Raw genomic sequence first — 14,232 nt, forward strand, 5'->3', positions numbered from 1 at the left:
CTAAGAGGCAGCCTTTTAAAATCGATTGCCTGATGGTCAGCAATCAAGTCATCGTAGGTGCAAACAATACGGGGCGGCTCCGCATATTCTGCGTGATACAACTCGAGGCTTTCCATCGCTCCCGACGTTAGCGCCGAACAAAGATCAGTGCTCTTGCCCGATGAAACTGCCAGCGTTCGACTGTTGGGGCGAATGGCCAATGTAACAGGCACGCCAATTCTGTCCAGATCGGTGATGTCTGCAAGTCGAGTTATGCCTGCGTGCGCGAAAATAGGCCTGATCGCGTTCAAAGTTTCAGCGGCGCTCTTCGACCGGTGCGTGCGGGCGCCGACGGCCTTTTGTGCCTCATAGCATTGCCCCCTGTACTGGAAACCGTGCGCGTCAAGGTCCGCCATCTCGATCACTTTTTTAAATGAAACGTTACGATTTTGACACTGCGGGCATATTGGCGGTCAAGGCGTTTCCACTGCGCAAATGCTCCAACCTTCACCTGATCTGAACCGCTCCAGGCTTTGAGTACGCGTATTACGTAGCTCCAAGACCGATCTCTCAGGACGACCGCTTCTGGCCGGGAGCCCCGGTTATCGGCGGCGTCTGAAAGGCGCCCTCCACCGCGAGCTAGTGCCTTCGACTGATGGCTCGAAGACTTCGTGTCACCCAGTCGACGGCACTAGCCCACGCATATTGGCAGACATTAAGACACCCGTCACCAAATTTCATTCCCAGAGTCTTGCTCTAGCGGTGCGAACAGCTCCTCCGCGCGGTCCGATCTGCGGCGCACAGCGATCATTCATAGGCTTAACGGCGATGGCGACTATCGCTGCAATGCAGCCCCTGCTGATCTGAGCTGATTTGAAATGCCCTTGATTGGCCAAGCCACCCATCGGCTGAGCATTGTCCTCAACGGCCTCCCTGCCACGCAGGCTGTCCGCCCGGCCCAGACCCATCGGTAGATGCTTCTCGGCCGACCGCCCCCAGTACCCGCTCCCGTTTGTCCCGCTCACGCAACCTGCGTGCGGCGCGCCCTTGCGCGCCTTGCACCGCCACATGGCCCTGCAATCTCCCGCGCCGCGGTCAAAGTCATATTCATGCCAGTGATGTGAAACATCACCAGCGTTCCATTGACTGATATTGCTGCAGCGCGAATGATCGGTCCCCAGGCGCTGGATGCATCTGCACCGGCCCCGAAAGACAGATGGATTGATGGATCGACTGATTGATTGGCGATGACAAAAAACAAAGGAGACGCCCATGCATGAATGCCCCGTGACCGTGTTCCCGCAGCAGATCCGCTGGGAGACGGACGGCACCAGCCGCATTCCCTTTCAGGCCTATACCGATGAGGCGCTGTACCGCAAGGAGCTGGACCGTTTGTTCTACAACGGGCACTGGTGCTATGTCGGCCTGGAGGCGGAGATTCCCAATGCAGGGGATTTCAAGCGCACGGTGATCGGCGAGCGTTCGGTGCTGCTGGTGCGTGACAAGGATGCTTCGATCCATGTGGTGGAAAACGTCTGCGCCCACCGTGGCATGGCGTTTTGCCGCGAGCGGCATGGCAACCGCGAGAGCCTGACCTGCCCGTACCACCAGTGGAACTACACCCTTTCCGGTGACTTGCAGGGTGTGCCGTTTCGGCGTGGCGTGAAGCAGGATGGCAAGGTCAATGGCGGTATGCCTGCGGACTTCAACCCGGCAGAGCATGGGTTGACCAAGCTCAAGGTGGCTACCCGTGGCGGCGTGGTGTTTGCGTCGTTTGACCACAGCGTGGAGCCGCTGGAGGAGTTTTTGGGCCCCACCATCCTGGGTTACTTTGACCGGCTGTTCAATGGCCGCAAGCTCACCATCCTGGGCTACAACCGCCAGCGCATTCCGGGCAACTGGAAGCTGATGCAAGAGAACATCAAGGACCCGTACCACCCCGGCCTGCTGCACACCTGGTTCGTTACCTTTGGGCTCTGGCGTGCGGACAACAAGTCGCAGCTGCTGATGGATGCGCAGCACCGCCATGCGGCCATGGTGTCCACACGTGGCGCGGCGGGCAAGGCGGCGGATGTGACGCAGGTGTCCAGCTTCAAGGCGGGCATGGAGCTGAACGACCCGCGCTTTTTGGACATTGCGCAGGAGGACTGGTGGGCGGGGCCACCCCTGGCTGCCAGCAGTGGTGATGCTGCGGCGCCCAACGCACCGGCATCTGTGCCCACGGCGGTGATGATGACCGTGTTCCCCAGCGTGATTTTTCAGCAGCAGGTCAACAGCGTGTCCACGCGCCACATCCAGCCCGATGGCAAGGGCGCTTTTGATTTTGTGTGGACGCATTTCGGCTTTGAGGACGACAGCGAAGCAATGACGCAGCGCCGCCTGCGCCAGGCCAATCTGTTCGGCCCGGCGGGCTTTGTGTCGGCCGACGATGGCGAGGTGATCGAGTGGTCGCAAGAAGGCTTTGAGACCAAGCCCGCGCACCGCACGCTGGCCGAGCTGGGCGGGCGCGATGTGGGCGACACGGACCACATGGTGACCGAGACGCTGATCCGGGGCATGTACGAATACTGGCGCAAGGTGATGGAGGCGGAGGCATGACCATGGACTTCCAGACCTACTTTGAACTGAACCAGCTCTACGCCCGCTACGCCCGCGCACTCGACGCGGCGGACTGGGAGGCGTGGCCAGAGTTTTTCATCGAGAACTGCGTTTACAAGCTGCAGCCGCGCGAGAACCACGAGCGCGGGTTTCCGCTGGCCACGCTGGCGTTTGACAGCAAGGGCATGCTGAAGGACCGCGTTTACGGCATCCGCGAGACGCTGTTCCACGACCCCTACTACCAGCGCCATGTGGTGGGTGCGCCGCTGGTGCACAAGGTGGATGCGGATGGTCGCATCCACTGCGAGGCCAACTATGCGGTGCTGCGCACGCGCTTGTCGAAGGAATCGACGGTGTTCAACGTGGGGCGCACGCTGGATGAGGTGGTGCCCACGCCCGAGGGCCTGAAATTCGCATCGCGCCTCGTCGTTTACGACAGCGAGATGATCCCCAACTCGCTGATCTACCCCATCTGAGGAGCCGCCATGACGACGATGACGACAAACTGGATTGACGCCGCAGCGCGGGACGATGTGCCAGAGGATGACGTGATGGGCCTGGCCGTGGCCGGGCGCGACATTGCGCTGTATGGCGTGGGCGGCGAGGTGTTTGCCACCGACAACATCTGCACCCACGGCCATGCGCGCCTGTGCGATGGGTTTCTGGAGGGGCACGAGATCGAATGCCCTTTGCACCAGGGCAAGTTTGATGTGCGCAACGGCAAACCCACCTGCGCGCCCGTCACCGAGCCGCTGCGCAGCTACCCCGTGAAGATCGAGGGCGGCCGCGTGTGGCTGGCCCTGGACTGAACCTCTCGAGGAGCCCCCATGACTGCCGAACGACCTGAGGTCGAGGCCGCCGCATTGCCGCATGAAGGCGTAAACGCCCACTCGGCCCACACCATCGTGATCGTCGGTGCGGGCCAGGCGGGCGGCTGGGCGGCGCAAACGCTGCGCAGCGAAGGCTTTGCGGGCCGTGTGGTGCTGATCGGTGATGAAGCCCATCCGCCGCACGAGCGGCCACCGTTGTCAAAGGCGGTGCTATCGGGCGCAGCCGCGCCGGAGAGCACGCGCCTCATGAAGCCCGAGGCCTTTGACGCCCTGGCGGTGCAATGGCGGCCCGGCGTGCAGGTGCACCGCATTGACCGCGCTGCCAAGCAGGTGCTGTTGTCGGATGGCACAGCGCAGCCCTACGACAAGCTCATCCTGTGCACCGGCGGGCGCGCCCGGAGGCTTGCCGTGCCGGGGGCAGACCAGGTGCCGCTGCACACGCTGCGCACCATTGAAGATGCGCAGGCGCTGGCCCCGGCCCTTCGGCCTGGCCGCAGCGTGGTGGTGGTGGGCGGCGGCTGGATCGGCCTGGAGGTGGCGGCCACCGCACGCCAGCAGGGCGCGGAAGTGGTGGTGGTGGAGACGCAAAGCCGCTTGTGTGAACGCACCGTGCCCGCTGAGGTGTCGGCGTATCTGCTGGCGCTGCACCGCGCCCAGGGCGTGCGCGTGCTGCTGGGCGCGGGTGTGCGGGGCTTTGCCCGCGCTGCAGATAGCCGTTCGGAAGTCTTGCTGGCCGATGGCAGCGCGCTGGCGTGCGACACCATCGTGCTGGGGGTTGGCCTGGTGCCCAACGACGAGCTGGCGCGCGCGGCGGGCCTGGCTTGCGAAGGTGGCGTGCTGGTCGGTGCCCAATGCCGCACGTCCGACCCCGACATCCTGGCCGCAGGCGATGTGGCCGTGGCACCCAACCCCTGGGCGGGCCGCAGCCTGCGGCTTGAATCGTGGCAGAACGCGCAGGAGCAGGGCATGGCCGCTGCGCGCTCGGCCCTGGGCCAGGCCGTGGACTACCAGCCGCTGCCGTGGTTCTGGTCCGACCAGTACGGCATGAACCTGCAGATCTACGGCATGCCCACGCCTGCGCACCGCGTGGTGCAGCGCGGCGATGCGGCCAGCGGCAGCTTTGTGCTGTTCTACCTGGCAGGCGATGTGGTGCAAGCAGCCATCGGCGCCAACGCGGCGCGTGATTTGCGGTTTGCCCGCCGCTTGATCGAGCAGCGCAAGCCGGTCGATACAGAGCGGCTTGCCGACCCGGCCACACCCATGTCCAAACTTTGATCCAGCGCTGGCGGTGCACGGTTGGCGCTCTGGCGCCATCAGTGGTCACAGCCAACGCTTGCCCCTCCTGACACCTCCCTTTGAAGAAAGAAACTGCGATGACCACCACCTACCTCTGGACCCCGCCCCCCGTCTATTCGCTGCCCGTGCGGGGCCGTAGCGAGCGCCTGCCCATCCACCGCCTGTTCTTTGTGGGCCGCAACTACCACGCGCATGCGGTCGAGATGGGGCGCCCGGTAGACAAGTCGGTGGAAGTGCCGTTCTACTTCACCAAGGCCCCGTCCACGCTGGTCGAGTCGGGCGCCACCGTGGCCTACCCACCCGGCACCCACAACTACCACCACGAAATGGAACTGGTGCTGGCCATTGGTGCGCCCGGTTTTCGCGTGAGCGAGGCCGATGCGCCCCGCCTTGTCTATGGCTATGCCTGTGGCCTGGACATGACGCGCCGCGACCTGCAGCTGGTGGCGCGGGATAAGGGCCGGCCTTGGGACCTGGGCAAGGATGTGGAGCAGTCCTCGGTGGTTTCGGAGATCGTGCCCATGCCGCAGGTGGTGCTGGGCCAGGGCGACCTGGAGCTGTCGGTCAACGGCGCTGTGCGCCAGAAGTCCGATCTGTCCAAGCTGATCTGGAACATCCCCGAGCTGATTGCCGACCTGTCCAAGTTCTACCACCTGCAGCCGGGTGACCTGATCTTCACCGGCACGCCCGAGGGCGTAGGCCCGGTACTGGCAGGCGACCGCATCGACGGCCACATTGAGGGCGTGGGCAGCATCGTGCTCCACGTTGGCCCGGCGGAATAAGAAAAAACCACATCCAGGAGACAAGCCACCATGACCATTGACCTCACGCCTTCCCCCGTGCGGCTGCATGCCGTTGCGGGCAAAGGCCAACCCGAGCCGACGCCCGAGCTGGAGCAGCTGTACCGGGGCTTTGAGCAAGAGCTGCTGGTGCCGCTGTGGACGCAGATTGGCGACCTGATGCCCTGCCAGCCCCAATCCAAGGCTGTGCCGCACCTGTGGCGCTGGGATCGCTTGAAGGCCCTGGCCGCACAGGCGGGCGCTATCGTGCCCGTGGGCCGTGGCGGCGAGCGCCGTGCGATTGCGCTGGCCAACCCGGCGCTGGGCGGGCGCCCCTTTGCCACGCCCACGCTGTGGGCCGCCATTCAGTACCTGATGCCTGGCGAAGACGCCCCCGAGCACCGGCACACGCAGCACGCGTTTCGCTTTGTGGTGGAAGGCGAGGGCGTGTGGACCGTGGTGAATGGCGATGCCGTGCGCATGTCGCGGGGCGACTTTCTGCCCCAGGCCGGCTGGAACTGGCATGCCCACCACAACGCTGCCACCGAGCCCATGGCCTGGATCGACGGCTTGGACATTCCGTTCTCGTACTACACCGAGAGCCAGTTCTTCGAAGTGGGACGCGAGAAGCTCCCGCCCGCCGAGCGCACCACCGCCGAGCGTTCCTATTCCGAAAGGCTGTGGGGCCACCCGGGCCTGCGCCCGGTGTCGATGGTGCAGGCGCAGCCCGCCACGCCCCTGCTGGCCTACCGCTGGGTGGACACCGACCGTGCGCTGGCCGATCAGCTGGCGCTGGAAGACGAAGGCCAGGCGGGCACGCTGAGCCCCGGGCACGCGGCGGTGCGCTTTACCAACCCCACCACCGGCGCCGATGTGTTGCCCACCATGCGGACCGAAATGCACCGCGTGCGCGCGGGCGGTGCAACGCGGGTGCACCGCGAGGTGGGTTCGTCCGTGTTCCAGGTGTTTGACGGCAGCGGCACCGTCACGGTGGGTGAACGCACCTGGCAGGTGGCGCGGGGCGACTTGTTTGTGGTGCCGTCGTGGCAGCCGTTCTCGGCCCAGGCATCGGCCGCTGGCGCGCTGGACCTGTTCCGCTTCAGCGACGCGCCGATTTTTGAGGCGCTGCACAGCCACCGTGTGCAAGTCACTGTTTGATCCATCACTCACCAAGCCGGATTCGGCTTTCATAAAACCAAGGAGACACCCCCCATGCTGACCGCCATTCGTTCACAGATTTTTAAACCCGCTCTGGCGCTTTGCGCGCTGGCCCTTGTGGCCGCCGCGAGCGTGCCCAACGCCGTGGCGCAGACCTTTCCTGCCAAGCCCGTCCGCTCCGTCGCGCCGTATTCGCCCGGCAGTGGCCCCGATGCGGTGATGCGCATCCTCAGCGAGCGCCTGTCGCGCAATTGGGGGCAGCAACTCGTCATTGACAACAAGCCGGGTGCCAACGGTTTCATCGCCATCGGCGATGCCAAGCGCGCTGCGCCAGATGGCTACACGCTGCTGCAGGTGGACAACACGCACATGGCCCTGCAGCCGCATGTGTTCAAGCAACTGCCCTATGACCCGACCAAAGATTTCGAGCCCGTCGCTCCGGTGTATTTCACGAACTTCTTTGTGGTGGTGGCGGCCAACTCGCCCTGGAAGGATGTGGGCGATTTGATCAAGGCGGCCAAGGCGGCGCCGGGCGACATCACCTACGGCTCCTGGGGCATTGGCAGCGTGGCCCATGTGGGCGCGGCGAGTCTGGAGGCAGCAACGGGCACAAAGATGATGCATGTGCCTTACAAGGACATGGGCAGCGTCTACACCTCGGTGGCCACGGGTGACATCAAGTGGGCGTTTGGAACGGCGGCGACGGCCGGGCCGATGTTCCAGGCCAAAAAGGTAAAGTTTCTGGCCCTGGCTGCGCCCCAGCGTCTGGCGGGCTTCACCGACATTCCGACCATGGGCGAAGCGGGCGGCCCGGCCGGGTTTGAAGTGAAGACCTGGGTGGGCCTGTTCGCGCCTGCTGGCACGCCGAAGGCCGCCATCGAGAAGATCAATGCCGACGTGGGCAAGGTGCTGGCCACTTCAGAGGTCAAGGAGCGCCTGGCGACCTTCGGGTTTGAGCCTTACATTGGCCCGCCCGCTGAACTCACCAAGGCCATCGAACGCGATTCGCGCACGTTCGGTGAAGTCGTCAAGCGCGCCAAGATTGCCCTGGACTGACCTGACACAGGGACTGAAACAGAGACTGAGCATGAAACTCTATTCCTTCTTCCGCAGCGGAACCTCCCACCGCTTGCGCATCGCGCTCAACCTCAAGGGGCTGGTCTACGAGCAGATTGCGGTCGACTTGCGGCGTGAGGAACATTTTGGCGATGCCTTCAAGGCCATCAACCCGCAGCAGTTCGTGCCCGTGCTGGAGGCCGATGAGCGCCTGATGATCCAGTCGCCCGCCATCATCGAGTGGCTCGAAGAGCGCTATCCCACACCACCGCTGCTGCCCGGCGATGCAGGCGATCGCGCCCAGGTGCGCGCCCTGGCCGCCATCGTGGGCTGCGACATCCACCCCATCAACAACCGCCGCATTTTGGAGGCGCTGCGCCACCGCTTTGGTGCGGACGAGGCAGCTGTGAACGATTGGTGCGGCACCTGGATCAGCGCGGGCTTTGACGCTATCGAGGCGCTGCTGGCCAGGGACCCGCAGCGCGGTGATTTCTGCTTTGGCAGCACCCCCACGCTGGCCGATGTGTACCTGGTTCCGCAGGTGGAGAGCGCGCGCCGCTTCAAGGTGGACGTGTCGCGCTGGCCGCTGGTGCAGGCGGTGGACGCGGCCTGCGCGCAACTGGATGCGTTCCGCAAGGCGGCGCCCAGCGCGCAGCCGGATGCGGGCTGAGCCTGCCGAAGCCCCTCGCGGCGCTTCGACCGCGCTGAGTGAGCGGTTCAAATGGATTCAGACGACTCCAAGAACCTCATTGCGTTTCCAAATCATTCGTGTCTAGGCGCGAAGCCGCAGACAGTGCTGTAGCACGGCAAGGCGAAGCAACAACGACACGGATGATTTGGAGACGGAATCAGTCGCCCTGCATGTAAAAAGCCTCGGCATGGAGGTGAGCCGCCTCCAGGCCTTTGCCCAGCGCCAGCAGTGTGGTGGTTTCCACCATCGGCGGCGAGCCGCACAGATACGCCTGCCAGCCTTGCAGGCTCGCGTGGTCCTGCTCGATGGCCTGGGTCACCAGCCCGCGCCGCTGTGTGGCAGGGTCGGCACCCGAGGCCACCACCACATGCACCTGCAGGGCAGGGTGCACGCTGCGCAGATGGTCCAGCCATGCCAGGCCATACAGCTCGCGCGGCGAGCGCAGGCCGAAGTACAGGTGAATGGGGTTGCGCATGCCCGCAGCCACTGCGCCGCGCACCACAGACAGCACCGACGCCAGCCCGGTGCCCCCAGCCACGCACAGCATGGGCCCCGTGTGCTGTTGGCGCAGATACGCCGCACCCAGCGGCCCGCTGACCTTGACCTTGTCCCCCACCTTCAGCTGCCCGGCGATGTAGCCGCTGACCCGGCCCTGGGGCATGAGTTGCACATGAAACTCCAGCAGCGGTTCGCCCGGCAGGTTTGCCATGGAGTAGGGGCGCACATGCGTCGGCGTGAACCCCAACTGCACGTACTGGCCTGGTGAAAACGCAATCGGTTTTGCCACCTTGAGCAGCAGGCGCCGGATGTCTGCCGCCAGTGGCTCGATGGCCACCACGGTGGCCTTGGCCACGCGCGCACGGTGCACCACGGCCTCTTCCGGGGCGGGCACTTCGATGGTGCAGGGCTCGGTCACATAGGTCTGGCAAGCCAGCACGGCACCGTCCACGCCGTCCAGCGGACGCTGCTGCTCGCGCCCGCCATCGAGCACCTCACCAGACAGCACCCGGCAGCGGCAGATGCCGCAGCGGCCCGACAGGCATGAATACGACATCGGAACCTGCGCCGCGCGCAGGGCGTCGAGCAGGTTCACGCCGGGCTCGGCGCGGATCACGCGGTTAAGCGGCTGAACGAGGATGTCCATGGCGGGCTGCGTTCGATTTCATCCAGCCCATTGTGCCCACGAAAGCGCCAGCGAATCACTGGCTGCAATACCATCGCCACTTCATATCACCCAAGCTGATGGAGTGGCGATGGAGCTATCGGATATCGACCTGAACCTGCTGGTGCTGTTTCAGCAACTCATGGTCGAACGGCGCGTGTCCAAGGTGGCCGACAACCTGGGGCTGACGCAGCCTGCGGTCAGCAACGCGCTGGCCAAGCTGCGGCGCATTTTTGGCGACGAGCTTTTCCTGCGCACCTCGGGCGGCATGGTGCCCACGCCTTTTGCCGAACAACTGGGCGAGTCCGTGGGGTATGCGCTGGGCATGATCCACAGCGGGCTGAACCAGCGCACACAGTTCACGCCCGCAACGCTCAAGCGCACCATCACCATCGGCATGACGGACATTGGCGAGATCGTCTTCCTGCCCGCGCTGCTGGAGCGCCTGGGGCGGGAGGCGCCGGGCGTCACGCTGAACACCGTGCGCAACAACGCCGCCCATCTGCGCGAAGACATGGAGGCTGGCAAGGTGGACCTGGCCATCGGCCTGCTGCCGCAGCTGAAAGCCGGGTTCTTCCAGCGGCGCTTGTTCCGCCAGCGTTATGTGTGCCTGTTCCGCAAGGGCCATGCGCTGGACCGGCCCAAGCTGCTGCTGTCGGACTACAAAGCGGCCGAGCATCTGGTGATCGTGTCCGCAGGCACGGGGCACGGCAAGGTGGATGAATTGATCCAGAAGGCCGGCATCGACCGCCTGGTGCGGCTGAGCGTGCCGCACTTTGTGAGCGTGGGCCACATCCTCCAAAGCACGGCGCTGGTGGCGACGGTGCCCGAGCGGCTGGCGCTCAAGTTGGTCGAACCCTTTGGCTTGGTGCTGCGCACGCACCCCGTCAAACTGCCTGACGCGCCCATCAGCGTGTTCTGGCACGCCAAAGTGCACCGCGAACCCGTCAACCAGTGGCTGCGCGGGATGGTGTTTGAGCTGTTTGGGGGCGACGGTACCGTTGGCGGTGGGTTACCGTGATCTGTGGGGCGAGCCAGCGGCGCACGCCAGGTTGCGCCGTTCGTTCTCTTAGAGGTTGCTATGTTATCTGTAGCTTGCTTTTCTTGTAAGTAAGGCGGTAGGCCCGGTTTTTATTCAACATTCTGATCGCCCCTCCGAGGGGTTGGTGGTTGTCGGTTGGTGGCAGCGTTGTCACCCTACGCTGTTCAATACACCAGCCGCTCCGGCCGCACCTCCTGCAGGATGGTCGTCGCAATCTCTTCAATCGATTTGGTGGTGGTGGACAGCCACCGGATGCCCGCGCGGCGCATCATGGCTTCGGCCTCGGCCACTTCGGCGCGGCAGTTTTCGATGCTGGCGTATTTGGAGTTGGGGCGACGCTCGGCGCGGATCTCGGCCAGGCGGTCGGGGCTGATGGTCAGGCCAAAGATCTTGCTGCGAAACGGCACCAGGGCCGGGGGCAGCTGGCGGCGCTCGAAATCCTCGGGGATCAGGGGGTAGTTGGCGGCTTTCAGGCCACATTGCATGGCCAGATACAGGCTGGTAGGGGTTTTGCCGCTGCGGCTCACGCCCACCAGGATCACATCGGCCCCCGCCAGGTCGCGGTTGCTCTGGCCGTCGTCATGGGCCAGGCTGAAGTTGATAGCCTCGATGCGGTCGGTGTATTCCTTGCTGCGGCTCACGTCGCTGAAGCGGCCCACGCGGTGGTGGGACTTGATGCCCAGCTCCTGCTCCAGCGGGTGCACAAAGGTGCCAAACATATCTAGCAGCATGCCCTTGCAGCCGTCCTGGATGACCTTGAGCACTTCCATGTTGACCAGCGTGGTGAAGACGATGGGCTTTTTGCCCTCGACTTCTCCGGTGTGGTTGATCTGCCGCACGGCCTGGTGGGCCTTGTCCACGGTGTCGATGAAGGGCAGGCGCACATGGCGCGGCTTCATCTCGAACTGGGCCAGGATGGCGTTGCCGAAGGTTTCGGCGGTGATGCCGGTGCCGTCAGAGACAAAAAATACGGTGCGCGAGTGCATGGAGCCCCTTTTTTTGGATGCGGCTTGCGCCAGCCGGGTTGCCACCACAAAGAAGTGGTGATTGCCCGATTTGCGTCAGTCGCGTGAAAGCGTCAGCCCGTTGCCAGATGCGCGGGCCTACAATTGTCACAATTATCCAATTCTCACCATGCACACCGTCGGCCTACAACCACAACGACAAAGCTGCAGCCTGTGCATGGCCGCTCGCCCATCGCTCTCAGGGGGCAGGCGCGCAGACCCGGTTTCAACTTCTGGAGCTTTCCCATGTCTGCACTTTTCAGCCCGACCGCCCTGGTCGTACCGTTTGAAAACCTGAGAATGACCGATGTCGAGGCGGTAGGCGGTAAAAACGCCAGCCTCGGCGAGATGATCTCCCAGCTGCCGCAGGGCGTGCGCGTGCCCACGGGCTTTGCCACCACCGCCCACGCGTTTCGCGAGTTCCTGGCCTACGACGGCCTGGCCGACCGCATCAGCGCCAAGCTCAAGAGCCTGGACACCGAAGACGTGCGCGCGCTTGCACAAGTCGGTGCAGAAATCCGCGCCATGGTCGAGGCCCAGCCCTTCCCGGCCGACCTGCAAAAGGCCATTGCTGATGAATTTGCCAAGCTGAGCGCTGGCAACCCCGCCGCCTCGTTTGCCGTGCGCTCGTCGGCCACGGCAGAGGACCTGCCCGACGCTTCGTTTGCAGGCCAGCAGGAAACCTTCCTGAACGTGGTGGGCATCGACGAAGTCATGCACAAGATGAAGGAAGTGTTCGCGTCGCTGTACAACGACCGCGCCATTTCCTACCGCGTGCACAAGGGCTTCGAGCACGATGTGGTGGCCCTGTCGGCCGGTGTGCAGCGCATGGTGCGCTCCGACCTGGGCGCTGCCGGCGTGATGTTCACGATCGACACCGAATCCGGCTTTGAAGACGTGGTCTTCATCACCAGCAGCTACGGCCTGGGCGAAACCGTGGTGCAGGGCGCCGTGAACCCCGATGAGTTCTACGTGCACAAGCCCATGCTCCAGGCCGGCAAGAAGGCGCTGATCCGCCGCAACCTGGGCAGCAAGCTGATCCAGATGGTGTTCTCCACGCCTGAGGAAAAGGCCGCCAGCGGCAAGCTGGTCAAGACCGTGGATGTGCCCACCGAGCAGCGCAACCGCTACTCGCTGACCGACGCCGACGTGGAGCAACTGGCCCGCTATGCGCTAGTGATCGAGCAGCACTACGGCCGCCCCATGGACATCGAGTGGGGCAAGGACGGCACCGACGGCCAGCTCTACATCCTGCAGGCACGGCCTGAAACCGTGAAGAGCCAGGCCAAGGGCCAGGCCGAGCTGCGCTACAAGCTCAAGGGCCAGGGCACCGTGTTGGCCGAGGGCCGCGCCATCGGCCAGAAGATTGGCACCGGCCCTGTGCGCCTGGTGCACAACATCTCCGAGATGGACAAGGTCCAGCCAGGCGATGTGCTGGTCACCGACATGACGGACCCCAACTGGGAGCCCGTGATGAAGCGCGCCAGCGCCATCGTCACCAACCGGGGTGGCCGCACGTGCCACGCCGCCATCATTGCGCGCGAGCTGGGCATTCCGGCCGTCGTGGGCTGCGGCGACGCGACCGAGCGTCTGAAGGATGGCACGCTGGTCACGGTGAGCTGCTCCGAGGGCGACACGGGCAAGATCTACGACGGCCTGCTCGAAACCGAAGTCACCGAAGTGCAGCGTGGCGCGATGCCCCCCATCAAGACCAAGATCATGATGAACGTGGGCAACCCCCAGCTGGCGTTTGATTTTGCCCAGCTGCCCAACGAAGGCGTTGGCCTGGCGCGGCTCGAGTTCATCATCAACAACAACATTGGTGTGCACCCCAAGGCGATCCTGGACTACCCCCAGATCGATGCCGACCTGAAGAAGGCCGTGGAATCCGTGGCCCGTGGCCATGCATCGCCCCGCGCGTTCTACGTGGACAAGGTCGCTGAAGGCGTGGCCACCATCGCTGCTGCCTTCTGGCCCAAGCCCGTCATCGTGCGCTTGTCTGACTTCAAGTCCAACGAGTACCGCAAGCTGATCGGCGGCAGCCGCTACGAGCCCGAGGAAGAAAACCCGATGCTCGGCTTCCGTGGCGCCGCCCGCTATATCAGCGAAGACTTCGGCGAAGCCTTTGCGATGGAATGTGAAGCCTTGAAGCGCGTGCGCAACGACATGGGCCTGACCAACGTGCAGGTGATGGTGCCCTTTGTGCGCACCCTGGGCCAGGCCGAACGCGTGACCAAGCTGCTGGCCAGCCATGGCCTGCAGCGTGGCAAGGACGACCTCAAGGTCATCATGATGTGCGAAGTGCCCAGCAACGCCATCCTGGCCGAGCGCTTCCTGGAGTTCTTCGACGGCTTCTCCATCGGCTCCAACGACCTGACCCAGCTCACGCTGGGCCTGGACCGCGACTCGGGCCTGGAGCTGCTGGCCCAGGACTTTGACGAACGTGACCCGGCCGTGGAGGCACTGATCCACCAGGCCATCAAGGCCTGCCTGGCCCAGGGCAAGTACATCGGCATCTGCGGCCAGGGCCCCAGCGACCACCCTGACTTTGCGCAGTGGTTGGCCAAGGAAGGCATCTCGTCGATCTCGCTCAACCCCGACAGCGTGATTGCCACCTGGCAGCAACTGGCAGGCTGA

12 protein-coding genes and 1 pseudogene are annotated in these 14,232 nt (G+C 64.3%); 10 read left to right on the plus strand and 3 right to left on the minus strand.

Translation table 11 applies throughout. From position 1 onward, the window contains the following. Positions 1 to 395, minus strand: a pseudogene (locus tag N4G42_RS08820) (hypothetical protein); the annotation flags it as partial. An 856-nt stretch (positions 396 to 1,251) separates the two neighbouring features. Between N4G42_RS08820 and N4G42_RS08825 the strand changes: the two are divergent. The 8 genes from N4G42_RS08825 (at position 1,252) to maiA (ending at position 8,366) form a co-directional block, all read left to right on the plus strand. Continuing rightward, a complete protein-coding gene (locus N4G42_RS08825; protein ID WP_121943328.1) occupies positions 1,252 to 2,577 on the plus strand; it encodes an aromatic ring-hydroxylating dioxygenase subunit alpha in 1,326 nt (441 codons plus the stop codon). Between the two features lie 2 nt (positions 2,578 to 2,579). Next, on the plus strand, positions 2,580 to 3,053 hold the full coding sequence (locus N4G42_RS08830; RefSeq protein WP_055398708.1) for an aromatic-ring-hydroxylating dioxygenase subunit beta: 474 nt from the start codon (positions 2,580 to 2,582) through the stop codon (positions 3,051 to 3,053). Positions 3,054 to 3,062: 9 nt separating this feature from the next. Further along, on the plus strand, positions 3,063 to 3,386 hold the full coding sequence (locus tag N4G42_RS08835) for a non-heme iron oxygenase ferredoxin subunit (RefSeq protein WP_121943327.1): 324 nt from the start codon (positions 3,063 to 3,065) through the stop codon (positions 3,384 to 3,386). An 18-nt stretch (positions 3,387 to 3,404) separates the two neighbouring features. Further along, positions 3,405 to 4,682, plus strand: a complete 1,278-nt coding sequence (locus N4G42_RS08840; RefSeq protein ID WP_121943326.1) for an NAD(P)/FAD-dependent oxidoreductase — start codon at positions 3,405 to 3,407, stop codon at positions 4,680 to 4,682. Between the two features lie 98 nt (positions 4,683 to 4,780). After that, on the plus strand, positions 4,781 to 5,485 hold the full coding sequence (locus N4G42_RS08845) for a fumarylacetoacetate hydrolase family protein (protein ID WP_121943325.1): 705 nt from the start codon (positions 4,781 to 4,783) through the stop codon (positions 5,483 to 5,485). 30 nt (positions 5,486 to 5,515) lie between these two features. Beyond that, positions 5,516 to 6,640: a cupin domain-containing protein gene (locus N4G42_RS08850; RefSeq protein ID WP_121943324.1), complete on the plus strand. Its 1,125-nt coding sequence runs from the start codon at positions 5,516 to 5,518 to the stop codon at positions 6,638 to 6,640. A 54-nt stretch (positions 6,641 to 6,694) separates the two neighbouring features. Beyond that, complete coding sequence (locus N4G42_RS08855; protein ID WP_121943323.1) at positions 6,695 to 7,696, plus strand: Bug family tripartite tricarboxylate transporter substrate binding protein; 1,002 nt, start codon at positions 6,695 to 6,697, stop codon at positions 7,694 to 7,696. A gap of 31 nt (positions 7,697 to 7,727) precedes the next feature. Next, complete coding sequence (gene maiA / locus N4G42_RS08860; protein WP_260666903.1) at positions 7,728 to 8,366, plus strand: maleylacetoacetate isomerase; 639 nt, start codon at positions 7,728 to 7,730, stop codon at positions 8,364 to 8,366. A gap of 178 nt (positions 8,367 to 8,544) precedes the next feature. Here maiA and N4G42_RS08865 read toward each other — a convergent pair whose 3' ends face one another. Then, entirely contained in the window at positions 8,545 to 9,531 is a 987-nt protein-coding gene (locus N4G42_RS08865) for a 2Fe-2S iron-sulfur cluster-binding protein (protein WP_121943321.1), read from the minus strand. 109 nt (positions 9,532 to 9,640) lie between these two features. Between N4G42_RS08865 and N4G42_RS08870 the strand changes: the two genes are divergently transcribed. Beyond that, positions 9,641 to 10,570 carry a LysR family transcriptional regulator gene (locus N4G42_RS08870; protein WP_056061881.1) on the plus strand — a complete coding sequence of 310 codons (930 nt, stop codon included), beginning with the start codon at positions 9,641 to 9,643 and terminating at the stop codon, positions 10,568 to 10,570. A gap of 185 nt (positions 10,571 to 10,755) precedes the next feature. Here the strand turns inward: N4G42_RS08870 and N4G42_RS08875 are convergent, their stop codons facing one another. Beyond that, complete coding sequence (locus N4G42_RS08875; protein ID WP_015013375.1) at positions 10,756 to 11,577, minus strand: pyruvate, water dikinase regulatory protein; 822 nt, start codon at positions 11,575 to 11,577, stop codon at positions 10,756 to 10,758. 264 nt (positions 11,578 to 11,841) lie between these two features. On the opposite strand from N4G42_RS08875, the gene ppsA reads away from it, so the two are divergent. Then, positions 11,842 to 14,232 (plus strand): phosphoenolpyruvate synthase, encoded by a 2,391-nt coding sequence (gene ppsA / locus N4G42_RS08880; protein ID WP_260666904.1) that lies wholly within the window; start codon positions 11,842 to 11,844, stop codon positions 14,230 to 14,232.

The organism is Acidovorax sp. K2F (genome assembly GCF_025246485.1).
In the GTDB taxonomy this organism is placed as follows: domain Bacteria; phylum Pseudomonadota; class Gammaproteobacteria; order Burkholderiales; family Burkholderiaceae_C; genus Acidovorax; species Acidovorax delafieldii.